Annotated in this window: 14 protein-coding genes, 1 tRNA gene and 3 pseudogenes; 14 read left to right on the top strand and 4 right to left on the bottom strand. The window is 64.9% G+C overall.

Annotation, left to right across the window (positions count from 1 at the left end; genetic code table 11):
- Window positions 1-65 precede the first annotated feature (65 nt).
- The 12 genes and pseudogenes from ABIF91_RS17405 to ABIF91_RS17350 all read left to right on the top strand — a co-directional run bounded on the left by ABIF91_RS17405 (window position 66) and on the right by ABIF91_RS17350 (window position 14,699).
- Window positions 66-1,508 carry a sigma-54 interaction domain-containing protein gene (locus tag ABIF91_RS17405; protein WP_028176854.1) on the top strand — a complete coding sequence of 481 codons (1,443 nt, stop codon included), beginning with the start codon at window positions 66-68 and terminating at the stop codon, window positions 1,506-1,508.
- 234 nt (window positions 1,509-1,742) lie between these two features.
- The gene (locus tag ABIF91_RS17400) at window positions 1,743-3,767 is read left to right on the top strand and encodes an acyl CoA:acetate/3-ketoacid CoA transferase (RefSeq protein ID WP_028176855.1); all 2,025 of its coding nucleotides are present in this window, start codon (window positions 1,743-1,745) and stop codon (window positions 3,765-3,767) included.
- Window positions 3,768-3,874: 107 nt separating this feature from the next.
- On the top strand, window positions 3,875-5,059 hold the full coding sequence (locus tag ABIF91_RS17395; RefSeq protein ID WP_028176856.1) for a substrate-binding domain-containing protein: 1,185 nt from the start codon (window positions 3,875-3,877) through the stop codon (window positions 5,057-5,059).
- Window positions 5,060-5,230: 171 nt separating this feature from the next.
- The gene (locus tag ABIF91_RS17390; RefSeq protein ID WP_028176857.1) at window positions 5,231-6,007 is read left to right on the top strand and encodes an ABC transporter ATP-binding protein; all 777 of its coding nucleotides are present in this window, start codon (window positions 5,231-5,233) and stop codon (window positions 6,005-6,007) included.
- Window positions 6,004-6,726 carry an ABC transporter ATP-binding protein gene (locus ABIF91_RS17385; RefSeq protein WP_028176858.1) on the top strand — a complete coding sequence of 241 codons (723 nt, stop codon included), beginning with the start codon at window positions 6,004-6,006 and terminating at the stop codon, window positions 6,724-6,726. Before ABIF91_RS17390 ends, ABIF91_RS17385 begins: the two co-directional genes overlap by 4 nt.
- On the top strand, window positions 6,723-7,733 hold the full coding sequence (locus ABIF91_RS17380) for a branched-chain amino acid ABC transporter permease (RefSeq protein WP_028176859.1): 1,011 nt from the start codon (window positions 6,723-6,725) through the stop codon (window positions 7,731-7,733). Before ABIF91_RS17385 ends, ABIF91_RS17380 begins: the two co-directional genes overlap by 4 nt.
- Entirely contained in the window at window positions 7,730-8,815 is a 1,086-nt protein-coding gene (locus ABIF91_RS17375) for a branched-chain amino acid ABC transporter permease (protein ID WP_284280553.1), read from the top strand. Before ABIF91_RS17380 ends, ABIF91_RS17375 begins: the two co-directional genes overlap by 4 nt.
- 174 nt (window positions 8,816-8,989) lie before the next feature.
- Window positions 8,990-10,453 (top strand): annotated as a pseudogene (locus ABIF91_RS17370) (PAS-domain containing protein); the annotation flags it as partial.
- Window positions 10,454-10,543: 90 nt separating this feature from the next.
- Entirely contained in the window at window positions 10,544-11,812 is a 1,269-nt protein-coding gene (locus ABIF91_RS17365) for an IS256 family transposase (protein ID WP_424579280.1), read from the top strand.
- A 34-nt stretch (window positions 11,813-11,846) separates the two neighbouring features.
- A pseudogene (locus ABIF91_RS17360) lies at window positions 11,847-13,508 on the top strand (putative bifunctional diguanylate cyclase/phosphodiesterase); the annotation flags it as partial.
- A complete protein-coding gene (locus ABIF91_RS17355) occupies window positions 13,508-14,563 on the top strand; it encodes a sensor domain-containing diguanylate cyclase (protein WP_028181233.1) in 1,056 nt (351 codons plus the stop codon). The pseudogene ABIF91_RS17360 and the gene ABIF91_RS17355, both read left to right, overlap by 1 nt.
- A 59-nt stretch (window positions 14,564-14,622) precedes the next feature.
- A tRNA-Arg gene (locus ABIF91_RS17350) sits at window positions 14,623-14,699 on the top strand.
- Window positions 14,700-14,727: 28 nt separating this feature from the next.
- On the opposite strand, the gene ABIF91_RS17345 is transcribed toward ABIF91_RS17350, so the two are convergent.
- Together ABIF91_RS17345 and ABIF91_RS17340 are read right to left on the bottom strand one after the other, a co-directional pair.
- Entirely contained in the window at window positions 14,728-14,937 is a 210-nt protein-coding gene (locus ABIF91_RS17345) for a hypothetical protein (RefSeq protein WP_028181234.1), read from the bottom strand.
- Between the two features lie 95 nt (window positions 14,938-15,032).
- Entirely contained in the window at window positions 15,033-15,476 is a 444-nt protein-coding gene (locus ABIF91_RS17340; RefSeq protein WP_424579279.1) for a TspO/MBR family protein, read from the bottom strand.
- A 43-nt stretch (window positions 15,477-15,519) separates the two neighbouring features.
- On the opposite strand from ABIF91_RS17340, the pseudogene dinB reads away from it, so the two are divergent.
- Window positions 15,520-16,621, top strand: a pseudogene (gene dinB, locus ABIF91_RS17335) (DNA polymerase IV).
- A gap of 105 nt (window positions 16,622-16,726) precedes the next feature.
- Window positions 16,727-18,139, top strand: a complete 1,413-nt coding sequence (locus tag ABIF91_RS17330; protein WP_028181237.1) for a sensor histidine kinase — start codon at window positions 16,727-16,729, stop codon at window positions 18,137-18,139.
- 108 nt (window positions 18,140-18,247) lie between these two features.
- On the opposite strand, the gene ABIF91_RS17325 is transcribed toward ABIF91_RS17330, so the two are convergent.
- Together ABIF91_RS17325 and ABIF91_RS17320 are read right to left on the bottom strand one after the other, a co-directional pair.
- Window positions 18,248-18,547 (bottom strand): hypothetical protein, encoded by a 300-nt coding sequence (locus ABIF91_RS17325; protein ID WP_028181238.1) that lies wholly within the window; start codon window positions 18,545-18,547, stop codon window positions 18,248-18,250.
- Window positions 18,548-18,746: 199 nt separating this feature from the next.
- On the bottom strand, window positions 18,747-19,040 hold the full coding sequence (locus tag ABIF91_RS17320; protein ID WP_028181239.1) for a DUF1330 domain-containing protein: 294 nt from the start codon (window positions 19,038-19,040) through the stop codon (window positions 18,747-18,749).
- Window positions 19,041-19,064: the final 24 nt, after the last annotated feature.

Here is a 19,064-nt window from a genome sequence, read left to right as displayed (position 1 = left end):
CATTTCCCCCCTTTGAAATTGCTGGCCTTTTGCTAATACACAGGCGAACCTCCCCGAGGTATCTCATGTCTGCGCCTTCCTCCTCGATCAGCGACCCCGTCTATCTCCGTGCGCGCGCGATGGAGACGCTGTTCGCGCGGCTGGAACAGCTCTGTGAAGGTGCCATCGCGATCGACCGCGGCGGGCGCGTCGTCTACGTCAACGAAAAATATCTCGCAGCGCTCGGCCTCGGGCGCACCAGCGAGGCGATCGGCCGGCCTATCGAGGAGGTCATCCCGAACAGCCTGATGCGGAAGGTGGCCGAAACCGGCGAGCCGATCCTGCTCGACATCATGGAGCTCGGCGGCGAGCAGCTCGTCGTCACCCGCATGCCGATCGAGGACGAGAACGGGACGGTAATCGGCGCGATCGGATTCGTGCTCTATGATCATCTCGAAAGCCTGAAGCCGCTGCTCGCCCGCGTCGCCCAGCTCGAGAGCGATCTGCGGCTGGCGCGGCGGCAATTGTCCAACGCCCGCGCCGCGCGCTTCACCTTCGCCGATTTCGTCGGCAACACACCGGGAATCGCGCAAGCCAAAGAGCTCGCAAGCCGTGCCGCGCGGCAGAGCGTCACCGTGCTGCTCACCGGCGAGACCGGAACGGGAAAGGAGATGCTGGCGCAGGCGATTCACAACGCCTCCTCGCGCGCGGAGAAGCCGTTCGTCAGCGTCAACGTCGCCGCCATCCCGGACACGCTGATCGAGTCGGAGTTCTTCGGCACCGCGCCGGGCGCCTATACCGGCGCCGACCGCAGGGGGCGCGAGGGCAAATTCCGCATTGCCGACGGCGGCACGCTGTTCCTCGACGAGATCGGCGAGATGCCGCTGCAATTGCAGGCCAAGCTGCTGCGCGTGCTCCAAGAGCGCGAGATCGAGCCGCTCGGCTCGGACAAGATCTCGAAGGTGGACGTGCGCGTGATCGCCGCCACCAATGTGGATTTGCGCAAGCGCGTCAGCGACGGCGCGTTCCGGCCCGACCTCTATTATCGGCTCAACGTGCTCGCGATCGAGCTGCCGCCGCTGCGCCATTGCCTCGATGATCTCCCGGACATCTGCGCCCGGCTGCTCGACGACATCAGCGGATCGGGCGACTACGTCAAGGCGAAGATCACGCCGAGCGCGCTCGCCGCGCTCGCGCGCTATGACTGGCCGGGCAATGTCCGCGAGCTCCGCAACATCCTCGAACGCGCGCTGATCCTCAGCGATTCCGGGCGGCTGACCGGCGAGGACGTCGCGCGCATCCTCCCGGTCGGCACCGAGGTCAGGTTGGCGCCGCCCGCGCGACCGGCCGGAGCGGTGGTGCCCTATGCCGAAGCCGAGGCGGAGTTCGAGAAGCACACGCTCGAACAGGCACTCGCCGCCAGCAACGGCCAGATCACGGAAGCCGCCAGGATGCTGCGGATCTCGCGCGCAACCTTCTACAAGAAGCTCGCCAAGTTCGGCCTGGCCACGGGACCCGCTGCCGTCTGAGTTTCGAGACTCCCCGTGTCCGGAGTCTCGGATTCCGGACACGGGGCCTGGCTACTCTTTGGCTGCAGACATGCGGAAAATGCCGCAGCTTTGGCCACTTTTAGCGAATTGACGGCCTCTGGCGCGGACCTTGCTCTCTGCTGCCTTCTCTCGTGGGGAGCAGCTGTTCCACGGCCGATCCCCGCGATAAGATCAACGCAAAACAATAACGGCATGCGGATCGGGAGGAACGCCGTGAGCCAGCACCCAGCTCTGCCTTACTTGCGCAATTCCGAGAAGGGCAAGGTCGTGTCGGCGACTGAGGCCGTCATGCTGATCCGCGACGGCGACACCGTGGCGACCGGCGGCTTCGTCGGCATCGGCTTTGCCGAGGAGATCGCGATCGCGCTGGAGCAACTCTATTTGTCCCACGAGGGCGATGCGCCCTACACGCAGGGCAAGCCGCGCAATCTGACGCTGGTCTATGCGGCCGGACAAGGCGACGGCAAGCAGCGCGGTCTCAATCATTTCGCGCATGAAGGGCTGGTCCGGCGCGTGATCGGCGGACACTGGGGCCTTGCGCCGAAACTGCAGCAGCTTGCGATCGCGAACCGGATCGAGGCCTATAACCTGCCGCAAGGCGTGATCACGCATCTGTTCCGCGACATCGCCGCGCACCGGCCCGGCCACATCACCCGCGTCGGATTGAGCACCTTCGTCGACCCCCGGCACGGCGGCGGCAAGCTGAACGCACGCACCACCGAGGACATGGTGGAGCTGATCACGCTGCGCGGCGAGGACTGCCTGCTCTACAGGACGTTTCCGATTCAGGTCGGGATCATCCGCGCCACCACCGGCGATCCCGACGGCAACCTCACCATGGAGAAGGAGGCGCTGACGCTCGAAGCGCTCGCCATCGCCATGGCGGCACATAATTCCGGCGGCATCGTCATCGCCCAGGTCGAGCGCGTCGCCGAAGCCGGCAGCCTCAATCCGCGCCAGGTCAAGATTCCCGGCATCCTCGTCGACTGCGTCGTCGTGGCAAGGCCGGAGAACCACTGGCAGACTTTCGGCACGCAATACAATCCGGCCTTTTCGAGCGAGATCCGCGTCCGTGCCGCCACTCTGCCGGTGATGCCGATCAGCGAGCGCAAGATCATCGCCCGGCGCGCCGCGCTCGAGCTGAAGGCCAACAGCGTCGTCAATCTCGGCATCGGCATGCCGGAGGGGATCGCCTCGGTCGCCAACGAGGAGCGGATCATCGATCTGATCACGCTGACGGCGGAGCCGGGCGTAATCGGCGGCATCCCGGCGAGCGGCATCGATTTCGGTGCGGCGATCAACACCCAGGCCGTGATCGACCAGCCCTACCAGTTCGACTTCTACGACGGCGGCGGTCTCGATGCCGCCTTCCTCGGGCTTGCCCAGGTCGACCGCGCCGGCAACCTCAATGTCAGCAGGTTCGGGCCGAAGCTTGCCGGTGCCGGCGGCTTCATCAACATCAGCCAGAATGCCAAGGAAGTCGTCTTCGTCGGCACGTTCGGTGCGGGCAAGCAACGCATCGCGGTGCGCGACGGGAAACTCGTCATCCTCGACGAAGCCAAGTCACGCAAGTTCGTCGATCGCGTCGAGCACGTCACCTTCAGCGGCCCGTTTGCCGCCGCGCGCAAGCAACGCACGCTGTACGTCACCGAGCGCTGCGTGTTCGAGCTCAGGGACGAGGGGCTCGAACTCACCGAAGTTGCGCCCGGCATCGATGTCGAGCGCGACATCCTGCGCCTGATGGACTTCAAGCCGCTAATCCCGCGCGACCCTGCGCTGATGGACGCGCGCATCTTCGGCGAGGGTCTGATGGATCTGCGCGAGCGCCTGCTCACCATCCCGCTCGACCAGCGCTTCACGCTGGACGAGCAGCAGAACCTGTTCTTCGTCAATCTGGAGCGCTACCCGCTGCGCAGCAAGGCCGAGATCGACACCATCGCGTCCCTCGTCGAGGCCCGCCTGGCGCCGCTCGGCCGCCGGGTCTACGCCATCGTCAATTATGACAACTTTTCCATCCTGCCGGAGCTGATGGACGATTATTCAGCGATGGTGCGCAGCCTCGTCGACCGCTTCTATTCCGGCGTGTCGCGCTACACCACGTCGGGCTTCCTGCGCATCAAGCTTGGTGAAGCCCTCGAGAAACGCGGCGTCGCGCCGCACATCTTCGAAAGCGCGGAGGAAGCGCAGTCGGACTGGCGCCAGGTCGAGGCCGGCGCAGCGAGGCAGGCCCAAAAATGATGCATGCCCGCAAAGGCCAGCCCGCTCCGCCGGAAGGTTCAATTGCAATGTTCGCAAGCTTGTGCAAATCGCTGTTACCGAGAAACTTCAAATCAGGAGGGACCATCGTGCGTCGATCACTCATCATAACAACAACTATTGTCGCGCTCGCCGCGGGCGCCTCCGCACAGGCCGACGATCTCAAGATCGCGCTGATCTACGGCAAGACCGGTCCGCTCGAGGCCTACGCCAAGCAGACCGAGACCGGCCTGAAGATGGGCTTTGAATACGCCACCAAGGGCACCATGACGCTCGACGGCCGCAAGATCGTCGTCATCACCAAGGACGACCAGGGCAAGCCGGATCTGGCCAAGGCCGCGCTCGCGGAGGCCTATCAGGACGACAAGGCCGACATTGCGATCGGCACGACCTCGTCGGCCGCGGCGCTCGCCATTCTCCCGGTCGCCGAGGAGAACAAGAAGATCCTGATCGTCGAGCCCGCGGTCGCGGACCAGATTACCGGCGAGAAGTGGAATCGCTACATCTTCCGCACCGGGCGCAACTCCTCGCAGGACGCGATCTCCAACGCGGTCGCGATCGGCAAGCAGGGCGTCACCGTGGCGACGCTGGCGCAGGACTATGCGTTCGGCCGTGACGGCGTCGCCGCCTTCAAGGAGGCGCTCGCCAAGACCGGCGCGACGCTCGCCGCCGAGGAGTATGCCCCGACCTCGACCACCGACTTCACCGCCGTCGGCCAGCGCCTGTTCGACGCGCTGAAGGACAAGCCGGGCCGCAAGGTGATCTGGGTGATCTGGGCCGGCGCCGGCAATCCGCTGGCCAAGCTGCAGGACATGGACCCGAAGCGCTACGGCATCGAGCTCTCGACCGGCGGCAACATCCTGCCGGCGCTCGCCGCCTATAAGGGCCTGCCCGGCATGGAAGGCGCGACCTACTACTTCTACGACATTCCGAAGAACCCCGTGAATGACTGGCTGGTCGCCGAGCACCAGAAGCGCTTCAACGCGCCGCCGGACTTCTTCACCGCGGGCGGCTTCGCCGCCGCGATGTCCGTCGTCGCCGCCGTCACCAAGGCGAAGTCGACCGACACCGAGAAGCTGATCACGGCGATGGAAGGCCTGGAGTTCGACACGCCGAAGGGCAAGATGGTGTTCCGCAAGGAAGATCATCAAGCGCTGCAGAGCATGTATCATTTCAAGGTCAAGGTCGATCCGAACGTCGCCTGGGCCGTGCTCGAGCCGGTGCGCGAGCTGAAGATCGAGGACATGGACGTTCCGATCAAGAACAAGCGCTGAGGTTTTCTTGCTTCACCTCTCCCGCTTGCGGGAGAGGCCGGGAGAGGGCTCTATCCTCTCAGGGGTTCTCGCTTGCGGAAGCACCCTCTCCCCGACCCTTCCCCGCAAGCGGGGGAGGGAGCCCACTGTGATCGTAGATAGATCGTCATCCAAATCCGATCGAAATTTCTCATGCCGCTCACCCTCGAAACCCGCGACCTCACCATTCGCTTCGGCGGCCATGTCGCGGTCAACAACGTCTCCTGCACGTTTCGCCCGGGCGAGCTCACCGCCATCGTCGGGCCGAACGGCGCCGGCAAGACCACCTATTTCAACCTGATCTCGGGCCAGCTCCGCGCGTCGAGCGGCAGCATCCTGTTCGACGGCACCGACATCACGGGGCAGTCCGCGCCGATGCGCACCCGCGCCGGCCTCGGCCGCGCCTTCCAGCTCACCAATCTGTTCCCGAACCTGTCGGTGGAAGAGAACGTCCGCCTCGCGGTGCAGGCCGCGAGCGGCACCCATTACGACATGCTGCGGCCCTGGATGGTGCGCCGCGACCTGATCGCGCGCGCCGACGCCATCCTCGACCAGGTCGCGCTCGGCAGCCGACGCGGCGTCGCCGCGACCGCGCTGTCCCACGGCGACCAGCGCAAGCTCGAGGTCGCGCTGATGATCGCGCTGGAGCCGAAAGTGTTCATGTTCGACGAGCCGACCGCCGGCATGAGCATCGACGAGGTGCCCGTCGTCCTCAACCTGATCGCGCAGCTCAAGCAGGACAGGAGCAAGATCATCCTTCTCGTCGAGCACAAGATGGACGTGGTGCGTTCGCTCGCCGACCGCATCATCGTGCTGCATAACGGCCAGCTCGTCGCCGACGGCCCGCCCGCGGAAGTGATCGCCTCGCCGATCGTGCAGGAAGCCTATCTCGGCGTCGCGCCCAAGAACGCCGCAGAGAGCGCCGCATGACCGATCTCCTGAAGCTCTCCAGCGTGCACACCCATATCGGCCGTTATCACATCCTCCAGGGCATCGATCTCGCAGTCCCGCAAGGACAGGTCACGATGCTGCTCGGCCGCAACGGTGCCGGCAAGACCACGACGCTGCGCACCATCATGGGTCTGTGGCAGGCCTCGAAGGGCGAGATCACCCTCGCCGGCGAACGCATCGAGAGCCTTGCCACGCCCGACATCGCGCGGCGCGGCGTCGGTTACGTGCCGGAGAGCATGGCGGTGTTCTCCGATCTCACGGTGAAGGAGAACCTCGTGCTCGCGGCCCGCGACGGGCCGCTCGACGACGCCCAGCTCGACTGGATCTTCGGTTTCTTTCCGGCGCTGCGCCGCTTCTGGCTGTCGCGCGCGGGAAGCCTCTCGGGCGGGCAGAAGCAGATGCTGTCGATCGCCCGCGCCATCATCGAACCGCGCAAGCTGCTGCTGGTCGACGAGCCGACCAAGGGGCTCGCGCCCGCCATCGTGATGGCGCTGATCGAGTGCCTGAAGGAGATCAAGCGCAAGGGCGCCACCATCCTGCTGGTCGAACAGAATTTCTTCGCCGCCCGCGAACTCGGCGACAACGTGCTGGTGATGGACAACGGCACCATCGTCCATCGCGGCGAGATGGCGGCGCTCGCCGCCGACGTGCCGCTGCAAGAGCGGCTGCTCGGCCTGAGCCTGGAGACGCATCAGTGAGTGACATTGCCGCAACCGATCCGCTGCCGAAGCCGAAGCGGGATCTCGCACCGATCCTGCTGCCGGTCGCGCTCGCCCTTCTGATGATCCCGCTGATCGGATCGACTTCTTCCTGGCTCACGCTGACCGTGGCGAGCCTCGCCATGGGCATGATGATCTTCATCATGGCCTCGGGGCTGACGCTGGTGTTCGGCCTGATGGACGTGCTCAATTTCGGCCACGGCGCCTTCATCGCCGTCGGCGCCTATGTCGCCACGCTGGTTCTGGCCCCGTTCGCAGCGTCCATCCAGGCGGATTCGCTCTGGATGAACCTCGCGGTGCTGGCGCCGGCCGCGCTGCTGTCGATGGCGGTCTCCGGCGCGCTCGGCCTGGTCGTCGAGCGCGTGCTGATCCTGCCCGTCTACGGCCAGCATCTGAAGCAGATCCTGATGACGACCGGCGGCCTGATCGTCGCCGAGCAGACGCTCTATGCGCTGTGGGGACCGCAGATCATCCCGATGCCGCTGCCCACCTCGCTGCGTGGCTCCTTCATTCTCGGCGACGTCGCGATCGCCAAATACCGCGTGCTGGCGATGCTGATCGGCCTCGCCATCTTCATCGCGATCCAGCTCGTGCTCAACCGCAGCAAGGTCGGCCTCCTGATCCGCGCCGGCGTCGAGAACCGCGAGATGGTGGAGGCGCTCGGCTATCGCATCCGCCGCCTGTTCCTCGGCGTGTTCATGACGGGATCGGCGCTGGCCGGTCTCGGCGGCGTGATGTGGGCGCTCTATCGCGAACAGGTGCACGCCTCCATGAGCGACGACCTCACGGTGCTCATTTTCATCGTCGTCATCATCGGCGGCCTGGGGTCGATCGGCGGCTGCTTCATCGGCGCCATCCTGGTCGCCATGGTCGCCAACTACGGCGGCTTCCTGGTGCCGAAACTCGCCCTCGTCTCCAACATCCTGCTGATGGTCGCCATTCTGATGTGGCGGCCGCGCGGCCTCTATGCGGTGACCAGCCGATGATGATCCTCTCAGGCGATCCGCCGCGGAGCCGCGTGCTCACGCTCCTTCTCGTCGTCATCATCCTGGCGCTGGCGGCGACGCCGTTCCTGTTTCCGGGTGCCAAGGCGCTGAACGTCGCCGCCAAGATCTGCGTCTTCGCCGCGCTGGTCGCCTCCTACGACCTCCTGCTCGGCTATACCGGCTCGGTGTCGTTCGCCCACACCATGTTCTACGGCATCGGCAGCTACGCCATCGCGATCGCGCTGTACGGGATGGGCCCGAACTGGGCCGCGGTCGCAACCGGAATCGTCGTGGGCCTGCCGCTCGCAGCTCTGCTCGCGCTGGCCATCGGGCTCTTCTCGCTGCGCGTCGCGGCGATCTTCTTCGCCATGATCACGCTGGCCGTGGCGTCCGCCTTTCAGGTGCTGGCCTCGCAGCTGTCCTGGCTGACAGGGGGCGAGGACGGACGCAGTTTTCAGTTGCCGGAGCTGCTGCGCCCCGGCACCGTGCTGATCCCCAAGAGCCTGTTCGGCTTCGAGATCAACGGCCGGATCCTGACCTTCTATCTGGTGTTCGCCGTTTCGGCGCTGATGATCCTCGCCTTGCTGCGCGTCGTGAACTCGCCGTTCGGGCGTGTGCTGCAGGCGATCCGCGAGAACCGGTTTCGCGCCGAGGCACTCGGCTTCCGCACCGTGTTCCACCTGACCTACGCCAACTGCCTCGCGGCACTCGTGGCCGCCAGCGCGGGCATCCTGAACGCGTTGTGGCTGCGCTATGCCGGCCCCGATACCTCGCTGAGCTTCTCGATCATGCTGGACATCCTGCTGATGGTCGTGATCGGCGGCATGGGCACGATCTACGGCGCGCTCATCGGCGCCACCATCTTCATCCTCGCCCAGAACTATCTGCAATCGCTGATGGGCGTTGCCTCCAACGCGGCGGGCGAAGCCGGCCTGCCGCTGCTGCCGGGGCTGCTGCATCCCGATCGCTGGCTGCTGTGGCTCGGGCTGCTGTTCATCGCCAGCGTCTACTTCTTCCCGACCGGCGTGGTCGGGCGGCTGCGCAAGGCCGGCGGCGACAAGAGCGCCGGCAGCTCGCATTAAGCCATTAGTAATGATGCAGCGCGGCGCTTGCGGCGCGCGCCGCACAACCGTGACGGGCTTCCCGCTGCGCGACATGCGGACGCCGTTGCTCAACCAGATTAATGCTTAGGTAACTGGCTTTCCTAAGGTTTGCGCCATTTGTGTGGTGTAATCCTGTTCCCACGAGGAGGGGGAATGCGCCAGGTCTTTTCCAAGGTGGCAGCCGGAATGTCTCTAGCCGCAAGGAACGGCTGGGAAGCCTTGGCGCGACGTAGTCCCGTCCTGTGGTTGACGCTGTGCGGCGTGTTGCTGGTCGCCGGAATCTTCGCCGTCACGGCCATGGCCGTCGGCGAATTCCGCGAGCGGACCCTCGCCAACCGCGAACGCGAGCTCGAAAACACGGTGCAGCTGATCGCGCGGCATTTCGATCAGCAATTCGAGGACTCCGACGTCGTCGCCGCCGATCTGATCGGACAGATGAACCTGGCCGACATCACCTCCCCGGCAATGTTCCGCGAGCGCATGTCCGGTCTCGCCACGAATCAGATGCTGCGCGGCAAGATCAGCTCCGTGTCCTATCTCGGCGATATCGCGATCTATGATGCCGAGGGCGAGCTGATCAACTGGTCGCGCGCCCACCCGCTGCCCAAGATCAACGTTTCCTCCCGCGGCTACTTTCAGGCCTTCAAGACCAATCCCAAGTCCGAACCGGTCATCCTGGAATCCGTCCGCAGCTTCATCATCGGCAAGTGGACCACGATCGTCGCACGCCGGCTGAACGGCGCCGACGGCTCCTTCCTCGGCGCGATGGTGCGCCGGATCGATCCGGACAGCTACCAGAAGTATTTTGCATCCGTGACTCTTGCCGAGGGCACCGCGATCTCGCTGTTCGACCGCCAAGGCAAGATGCTGGCGCGCTATCCGCATGTCGAAGAGCTGATCGGGCGGAACTTCAAGGATGGGCCGCTGATGCAAAAGGTGCTGACCGAGGGCGGCCGGCACACGCTCCGCGGCAGGAGTCCGGTCAATGGCGAGGAGCGGCTCGGCTCGGCAGCTTCCCTGGGGCATTTCCCGCTCGTCATCCTCGCCACCAGCACCACGGCGGCAGCGCTGACCGACTGGCGGCAGCAGACCGGCTTCATGGTCACGACCGCCGCGCTTTCAGCCGCCGTCATCGCGCTGATCCTGTATCTGATCATCCGCCAGATCAACCGGCAGAATCGTGAGGCGCAGGAGCGGATCGAAGCGAAGCGGCTTCAGCTCGACACAGCCCTCAACAACATGTCGCAAGGGCTGATCCTGTACGACGCCGCCGGCTACATCGTCACCTGCAACCGCCGCTACGCCGACATGTTCGGCCTCTCCCACGACGTCATCAAGCCGGGCTGCCACATCCGCGAGGCGATGTATCATCGCAAGGAGCGCGGCGCGTTCGACGGCGATGTCGAGGCATTTTGCGCCGACGTGATGAGGATCGTCGCAGAAGGCAGGGTTTCCACGAGAATTCATCAGTTGGCCAACGGCCGCGCCTTCCAGGTCATCAACACGCCGCTCGCACAGGGCGGATGGGTCGCCACGATCGAAGACATCACCGAGCGCCGCAACCTGGAACGGGAGCGCGACCGCAACTACACCTTCCTGCGCGAGATCATGAGCTATGGCGGAATCTGGGTGATGACGGTGTGAGGAAGGCGGCGTATCGAGGCGGGTGACGAGCCTGCCAGAACCTCTCGAGGAGAGCGATACGCCATGACCGAGACTACCAATGTTCTTGCTTTCCGTCAGCCGTCCGCGGTTGATGATCCACTGACCGATATCGTTCGTGCCGGCGCGCGGGACCTGCTTGCCAGGGCGATCGAGATCGAGGTTGGCGCGTTTCTGGCCAGCACGGCCAATCTGACGCTGCCCGACGGTCGAGCGCGCCTGGTCCGACATGGGCACGGTCCGGTGCGCGAGATTGCGACCGGCATCGGTCCGGTGGAGGTCGCTCGTCCCAAGGTCCGCGACCGCGGAGCGAGCGGGCCAGGCGACCGCCTCCGCTTCAGTTCGGCAATCCTGCCGCTATGGGCGCGGCGGACGAAGAGCCTGGATGCCTTGATCCCGGTCCTCTATTTGCGCGGCATCTCGACCGGCGACTTCCAGGAGGCGCTCTCGGCGCTGCTCGGCAAGGATGCGCCGAACCTGTCGCCTTCGGTGATCGCCGGCCTGAAGGCCGATTGGCAGGTCGAGTACGAACGCTGGCAGAGACGCGATCTGTCGGCGCGTCGCTATGTCTACATCTGGGCCGATGGCGTGTACCTGCAGGCCCGCATGGAAGATCACAGCGAATGCATGCTGGTGCTGATTGGCACCACGCCGGAAGGCAAGAAGGAGCTGATCGGCTTCCAGGGCGGCGTGCGCGAGAGCGCGCAGAGCTGGCGCGAACTCCTGATCGACCTGCGGCAACGCGGGTTACGGATTGCCCCGCAACTCGCCATCGGCGACGGCGCCCTCGGCTTCTGGAAGGCACTGGACGAGGCCTTTCCCGGCACGCGGCACCAACGATGCTGGTGCCATAAAGTGAGCAACGTACTCGACAAGGTCGCCAAATCCGTGCAGGGCCCCATGAAGAACGACCTGCGGAACATCTATCTGGCCCCACACCGGGCCGAAGCTGAAACCGCGATCGACGTCTTCGTCGAGAAATACCACGTCAAATACGGACGTGCGGTGGAGTGCCTGATCAAGGATCGCCATGCGCTGCTCGCCTTCTTCGACTTCCCTGCTGAGCACTGGATCCACCTACGCAGCTCGAACCCGATCGAGAGCGTCTTCGCCACGGTGCGCCACCGAACGGTGCGGACCAAGGGATCGCTGTCGCAACAAACTGCGAAGCTGATGGTGTTCAAGCTCATCGACGCCGCATCGAAGACCTGGCGGCGATTGAAGAGCACGAACCAGTTGCCGAAAGTCATCGCCGGTGTAAAGTTCATCGACGGAATCGAAGTCATTCCGAACACTGAAAGCCACGCCGCCTGATCAGGCCGCGTCACCCAAAATCAGCCATAGCTCCGAGATCATCGACCATATCCCCTCGCAGATCACCGTGAAGGATGCGCGCACGCGGCAATATCTGCTGCTCAACGGCGTTGCCGAACAGCTATTCGGCAGGTCTCGTCAGGATCTCGTGGGCAAGACGGCGTTCGACATCTTTCCCGAGGCGCTCGCCGCCCGTATCACCGAAGACGACAGCAGCGCGCTGGAATCGGCCAGGGGATTGTTCAAGGACGAGCACGCCTGGCAGATGCCGGGCACGGGACCGCGCTACATCACGTCGAGCCGGATCGGTATTCGCGATGAGGCCGGCGAACCGCGCTATCTCATCCATGTCATCGAGGACGTCACCGAGCGCCGCCGCGCCGACGAACAGATCGCGCATCTGGCGCACTACGATGCGCTGACCGACTTGCCGAACCGAACCCTGTTCCGCGAGCAGATCGAACGCGAGCTGGCGAAGGTCGCCGGCGGCGAGCAGTTCGCGCTGCTCTACATCGACGTCGACGAATTCAAGGGCATCAACGACTCGCTCGGCCATCACGTCGGCGACGAGCTGTTGAAGGCGATCGCGGACCGTCTCCGCGGCTGCCTCAAGCCGGGCGACCTGATCGCGCGGCTCGGCGGCGACGAATTCGCGGTGATCCAGACCGGGATCGAATCCCACGCCGACGTGCTGTCCTTCCTGACGCGGATCTACCAGGCGATCCGGCAGCCCTATCGTTGTCTCGGCCATCAGCTCTCCACCGATGCCAGCATCGGAATTGCGCTGGCGCCGCAGGATGGCGCCGATCTCGATCAGCTGATCAAGAACGCAGACCTTGCAATGTACGGCGCCAAGGCCAATGGACGTCGCACCCACCGCTTCTTCGAGCCGGAGATGGATGCGAGCGCCAAGGCGCGCCTGAGCATGGAGCTGGATTTGCGGCAGGCCCTCGTGAATGGCGGCTTCGAGATTCACTATCAGCCGCTGGTCGACCTGCGCACCAACGAAGTATCCGGCTGCGAGGCGCTGCTGCGCTGGCGGCATCCCGTCCGCGGCATGGTGTCGCCGGCGGAGTTTATTCCGGTCGCCGAGGACACCGGCCTGATCAACGAGCTCGGCGCCTGGGTGTTGCGGATGGCCTGCAACGAGGCCGCGACCTGGCCGGCGCATGTGCGCGTCGCGGTCAACGTGTCGCCGGTGCAGCTCAAATGCGACACGCTGGCGCTGCGGATTGCGGGCGCGCTCGCCGACTCCGGGCTGAACCCGCGTCGGCTCGAGCTCGAGATCACCGAGGCCGTGCTGATCCGTGACGACGAGGCGGCGCTCTCGATCCTGCATCAGCTCCGCTCGATCGGCGTGCGCATCGCGCTCGACGATTTCGGCACCGGCTACTCCTCGCTGAGCTATCTGAAGCGCTTCCCGTTCGACAAGATCAAGATCGACCGCTGCTTCGTCGTCGACATCGCAGAGGCGAGCGGTTCGCCCGTGATCGTGCAGGCGGTGGTGAACATTGCGGCCGCCAGCAGCATGACCACGGTCGCCGAGGGTGTCGAGACCGAGGCACAGCGCGACATGCTGCGCGCGCTCGGCTGCACGCAGATGCAGGGCTATCTGTTCAGCGCGCCGAAGCCGGCCAGCGAGGTGCGAAAGCTGTTCGGCCCCGGCGACTCCGCGCCCGTGGCTGCGGTGGCCTGATGGTGAAGTCGAGGACAGCTCCGGCCGAAGCCGTTGACGTTGCGGATTCCTATGCCGTGCGGCTGATGCAGCACCTGGTGGTGCCGACCTTCGTGATCGACCCGAAGCGCCGTGTGGTGATCTGGAACAGGGCCTGCGAGCGATTGACCGGCGTCGCCGCCTCCGAGGTGATCGGCACCGGCAAGCACTGGCAGGCCTTTTACGAGACCAGGCGCCCTTGCCTTGCCGACCTCGTCGCGCTCGACCGTCCCGAGCGGCTGCCGGAATATTATTCGGAATATGCCGCGCGCGGCCATAACGGGCTCGGCTTTTCCGCGGAGAACTGGTGCGTGATGCCGAAGCTCGGCAACCAGCTCTATCTCGCCATCGACGCCGGCCCGATCCACGACGAGGCCGGCCGGCTGATCGCGGTGGTGGAGACGCTGCGCGACCTCACCGACCAGAAGCGCGCCGAGATGGCGCTGAAGGAGCTCGCTACCAAAGACGGGCTGACCGGCCTGGCGAACCGCCGCTCCTTCGACCAGATGCTGTCGGACAAATGGGCGCGCGCCCAGCGCACGCAGAAGCCGCTGGCGCTGCTGTTCGTCGATGTCGATCATTTCAAGCTGTTCAACGACCGCCACGGCCACCAGAGCGGCGACGAGTGCCTGCGCGCGGTTGCCGCCGTCGTCAGCCGGCACGCGGGGCGCCCGCTCGACCTCGCCGGCCGCTATGGCGGCGAGGAGTTCGCGCTGATCCTGCCGGACATGGATTGCGACACCGCCTGCAAAGTGGCCGAGGCGATCCGCTGCGCGGTCACGGCCTTGCAGATCGCCCACGGCGCCACGGGCGCCGGCGACCACGTCACCCTCAGCGTCGGTGTCGCCAGCCACATCCCCGGCGGTGCCGACGGCGGCCCCGACCGGCTGCTGGGCGCGGCCGACGAGGCGCTCTACGTGGCCAAACGCCTCGGCCGCAACCGCGTCATCTGCGCCGAACGGGTGCTGGCCGAATTCGCCGCCCTCGGCCGGGAGGCGGCAGCGGTTCCGGCCCCTGCCCGGCGCAAATCGGCTTGAGCGCATGCGGCGAGAAGCGGTTGCCCGCCCCTCGCCAATCGGCTAAATGAAATCCCACTGCACCCGTAGCTCAGCTGGATAGAGCGTTGCCCTCCGAAGGCAAAGGTCACACGTTCGAATCGTGTCGGGTGCGCCAGTGTTATCAGCCGTTGCGATACCGGCACTCACGTCAGCATCGCGACAATCGCCTGGATCTGATCGGAGGCGGACGTCACCAGTCCGTCATAGGACGTTTGGCCGTGTGCGGCGGCTTTCAGGATGCATTCGGCCACGGCCGCTTTGAGACCGAAGACCGATTGATGGGCCGGCACGCTCGCCATCACGGTTTCCAGGGCCTGACGCATCGTCTGAATGAGCTCGGAGCTGTATTGCATTGGCTGTCCTCCGCGGGCTCATATTAGATCGCGTGCCCATGCTTGCCACTCACAAGCCTGGGATTGCTGTTTGAGATTGTTTGAGAATCATCGTCTCAATTCAAACGCCAGATCGCCGCATTGAGCACGCCGGCAAACGCGACCCAGGCCGCGTAAGGCGCGAACAAGGCGGCTGCCAGCCTGTCTCGTGACATCTCGAGGCCGATGTAGGTCACGATCGCGACGAACAGGCCGATGAGGATGACGAGCGCGGCGCCGATCTGGTGCATCGTGAACATGACCGGAGACCAGATGAAATTGAGCGCCAGCTGGACCGTCCAGACCAGCATCGCCCTTCCCGACGGAGCGCGACGATAGGTCCGCCAATCCGCGACGGCGATCATGATGTAAAGGATGGTCCAGGCCACCGGAAACGCCCAGTTCGGTGGCACGAAATCCGGCTTGGCCAGGCCCGCATACCACTCTCCGGGCAGATTGGTCGCGCCGATCAGCCAGCCGATGCCGACCACGGCGACGACGAAGACCAGCAACTGAAACATCGATCACCTCGCGCTTCCCCTGGCTCGATTGTATCATCTTTCCATGAGCGAATCCGACACGGTGACCGGCGCAGCCTCGCCGGTGCGCAAGATCATCCATATCGACATGGATGCCTTCTATGCGTCGGTGGAGCAACGCGACAATCCGCAGCTGCGCGGAAGGCCGGTCGCGGTCGGAGGCTCCGCGGAACGCGGCGTCGTCGCGGCTGCCAGCTACGAGGCCCGCAAGTTCGGCGTTCGCTCCGCCATGCCGTCGGTGACGGCGAAGCGGCAATGTCCAGAGCTGATCTTCGTCAAGCCGCGCTTCGAGGTCTACAAGGCGATCTCGCGGCATATCCGCGAGATCTTCGCCGAGCACACGCCCATCGTCGAGCCGTTGTCGCTGGATGAGGCCTATCTCGACGTGACGGAGAACCTGCAAGGCATCCCGCTGGCGGCGGGACATCGCGCTGAAGATCCGCGAGAAGATCAAGGCCGAGACCGGCCTCAACGCTTCGGCGGGCATCTCCTACAACAAGTTTCTGGCCAAGCTCGCCTCGGACCATCGCAAGCCCAACGGCCAGTTCGTGATCTCGCCGGAGATGGGGCCGGCCTTCGTCGAGACGCTGCCGGTCGGCAAGTTCCACGGGATCGGCCCGGCAACGGCTGCGAAGATGAATGCGCTCGGCCTGTTCACCGGCCGCGATATCCGCAACCAGACGCTGGAGTTCATGAACGCGAATTTCGGCAAGTCCGGCGCGTATTACTATTGGATCTCACGCGGCGTCGACGAGCGGCCAGTGCGGGCCAACCGGATCCGCAAGTCGATCGGCGCGGAGAACACGTTCTCGATCGACCTCGACGCATTCGACGCGCTGGTCGCCGAACTCAGGCCTCTCGTCGACAAGGTCTGGCGCCATTGCGAGGCGACCGGCAATCGCGGCCGCACCGTTACCCTGAAGATCAAGTTCGCCGACTTCGAGATCATTACGCGCAGCAGGTCCGTCGCTGCGGCCGTCGCGGGCCGGGACGAACTGGAGCGGCTGGCCTGCGGCCTGCTCGAAGCCGAGATGCCGCTGCCCAAGCGCGTCAGACTGTTGGGGGTCTCGCTGTCCTCGCTCCAGGTCGGCGGCGATTCGGAGCCGCAGTTGACGCTGGGGATCTGAATCCGGCCGGAGGACCGCTTCGGCGAGCGCGACATCTTTTTCGGCGACGCGCAGCAGAACCTGTCGTAGAGACGACAGTCAGGTCTTTTCGCGATTGATGTTGGAATGCTTGCCTTATTGATACGCCTCGGACTGCGCTTCGAAGACCGCATCGAGGAGCGGCGGTTCGTCGACCAATATGTCCGGGGCAGCCTCGGATGGACGCAGATCGCAATGCTGCTCGGCGCCGCCACCTATGCCGGCTACACGCTCTGGGATTGGGTGCTGTACCCCGAAGTGGTTCCGATCACGCTCGCAATCCGCGGCGGCACGGCCGTATTCATCCTGCTGCCGCTGACGGCGCTGCTGTCACGGCGATGGATGAAGCCCTGGGCGGAGACGATCTTCCTCGTCTATTGCGTCATTCCCGGCTGCATCCTGCCCAGCATTTATCACGTGCTGCCGTCGGGCTTCACGTTTGCCGCGCCCGGCATGATGATGATCATCCTGTTCGTCTCGACCATGCTGCCGTTGCGGATCGGCTCGCTGGCGATTTTCTGCTTGCTGTCGTGGGTGGCGCTGCTGGTCGCCGAGTCGTTCGCGACGACGATGCCGACCGGGCTGAGCTTCATCAATCATTCTCTCGTCGGCAACGCCTACGCCTTGTCACTCTACGCCGTGGCTGCGCGCGAATACCGGGCGCGAAGACAATTCCGGACGTCGGAGGCGCTGCAACGGGAAAAGGAACGCTCGGAGAAATCGCTGCGCGATCTGCGCGCGACCCAGGAGCAGCTCGTGCAGGCCGAAAAGCTCGCCTCGCTCGGCCAATTGGTGGCCGGTGTCGCGCACGAGGTCAGCACCCCGCTCGGCCTCGCCTTGACGACCTCGACCGCCATGCAGACCGATCTGCAGACAATGGCTGATGCATTGGGCGGAGCCTCGGTCCGGCGTTCCGATCTGACCAGGGGCATCGACAGGCTCAAGCAGGGGCTCAATCTGACGTTCGACAATCTGCACCGCGCATCCGAGATGGTGCACAGCTTCAGGCAGGTCGCCGTCCATCAGGCCGACGAGGACCGGCGGACCTTCGAGCTCAGGGACTGGCTGTCGGAGTTGACGTCCAAGCTCGGGCCCTTGCTGTCGCATCATGGCCTGACGGTCGAGGTCCGATGCCCGGCGGGAATCAAGCTCAACAGCTACCCCGGAGCGCTTGCCCAGGTGATCAGCAATCTCGCCCTCAATAGCGCAGGGCATGCCTATCCCGACAAGAGAGGCGGCCGGTTTGTCATCACGGTCAGCCAGCCGGACCCGGCATCCGTCCGCCTCGTCTGCGCTGATGAAGGCGTCGGAATTCCCGACGAATTACAGGCGCAGATCTTCGATCCGTTCGTCACGACTGGTCGGGAGAGCGGCCATGCCGGCCTGGGGCTGCACATCGCCTTTAATCTGGTGGCCTCATCGCTGAACGGCCGCCTGCGGCTCGAGAGCACGACGGGTCCGGGGACTCAGATCGCCATCGAGATTCCACTCCAGGCATGACTCCCGCGGCCACGTTGGAGTCGCCTCAAAAAGCGAAAATAGATCGCTCGGTGAGCGCGACTGTCGGTGACGGATTTTCAGGCCCGCCACCGTTGAAAGTCGACCCGCTCAATGCCTCACGTGCTCGAACACCACGATCACGCCGGTCGGCTCGGGCTCATGCGCCATCAGGCGCGTCAGGTCGGAATCGCCCCAATCGGCGAGGCTGACGACCTCGCCACTCGGGCGGTCGGTGTCGGCACCAGGCGATGCCGCAGGCTCGAGGACCTTGAGGCCCCTCTCGTCGACGAAGAAGGTGTGCTCGCCGAACATGCTGTTGAGCTGCGGCATCGCGGGATGCTCGTCGGGCAGCACCTGAGCGCCGAGTTGGTTGACGGTCTGCTTCACCTGTTCGGATGTGAGCTTCATGAGCTGCTCCGTTTCTGTCTGCGGTTTCATGACCCAGTCGGGAGCATGCGTTCCCTGCCCTTTCCGCCTGGCTCAAAGTCCCGAACAGGCGCTGCGGACAAATGTTCCTGCAAAATGTATTTCGTGATCGCGCGCCGCATCCGCCGCGCTCGCGGCACAAGATCGCCACAGGATGCACACGATCTCGCTGTTCCGCGCGCTACTCGACAGCCTCGACGATCCGGATATCGCGATCCGCGCCATCACCGAGCAGGTCGTGCGCGGCCTTGTAGGCCGGGCTCTCATACGCCGCCTTGGCGCTCGCGACGTTGTCGAACTCGATGAGAACGACACGCTCCATCTGGCCGAGCTCGAAGACGGCCGCGGGTATCCCGCGCGCGATCACGCGGCCACCCGCCGCCTCGATCGCCTGGCGCGACACGTTGGCATAGGCGGCCATCGCATCGGGATTCTTGATCGCACGATAGGTCGCAACCCAATAGGCTTTCGCCATTGTTGTTCTCCAGGTTGTTGTGAG

Origin of the sequence: Bradyrhizobium sp. USDA 241, assembly GCF_049739505.1 — a bacterium.
In the GTDB taxonomy this organism is placed as follows: Bacteria; Pseudomonadota; Alphaproteobacteria; order Rhizobiales; family Xanthobacteraceae; genus Bradyrhizobium; species Bradyrhizobium liaoningense.
Note: the sequence above shows the minus strand (reverse complement) of the source record. Positions and strands in the feature narration are given on the sequence as shown.

Coding starts and splice junctions, on each gene's coding strand:
- ABIF91_RS17405 (WP_028176854.1), top strand. CDS start 66: ATGTCTGCGCCTTCCTCCTCGATCAGCGACCCCGTCTATCTCCGTGCG.
- ABIF91_RS17390 (WP_028176857.1), top strand. CDS start 5,231: ATGCCGCTCACCCTCGAAACCCGCGACCTCACCATTCGCTTCGGCGGC.
- ABIF91_RS17385 (WP_028176858.1), top strand. CDS start 6,004: ATGACCGATCTCCTGAAGCTCTCCAGCGTGCACACCCATATCGGCCGT.
- ABIF91_RS17375 (WP_284280553.1), top strand. CDS start 7,730: ATGATGATCCTCTCAGGCGATCCGCCGCGGAGCCGCGTGCTCACGCTC.
- ABIF91_RS17365 (WP_424579280.1), top strand. CDS start 10,544: ATGACCGAGACTACCAATGTTCTTGCTTTCCGTCAGCCGTCCGCGGTT.
- ABIF91_RS17355 (WP_028181233.1), top strand. CDS start 13,508: ATGGTGAAGTCGAGGACAGCTCCGGCCGAAGCCGTTGACGTTGCGGAT.
- ABIF91_RS17345 (WP_028181234.1), bottom strand. CDS start 14,937: ATGCAATACAGCTCCGAGCTCATTCAGACGATGCGTCAGGCCCTGGAA.
- ABIF91_RS17340 (WP_424579279.1), bottom strand. CDS start 15,476: ATGTTTCAGTTGCTGGTCTTCGTCGTCGCCGTGGTCGGCATCGGCTGG.
- ABIF91_RS17330 (WP_028181237.1), top strand. CDS start 16,727: ATGCTTGCCTTATTGATACGCCTCGGACTGCGCTTCGAAGACCGCATC.
- ABIF91_RS17325 (WP_028181238.1), bottom strand. CDS start 18,547: ATGAAGCTCACATCCGAACAGGTGAAGCAGACCGTCAACCAACTCGGC.
- ABIF91_RS17320 (WP_028181239.1), bottom strand. CDS start 19,040: ATGGCGAAAGCCTATTGGGTTGCGACCTATCGTGCGATCAAGAATCCC.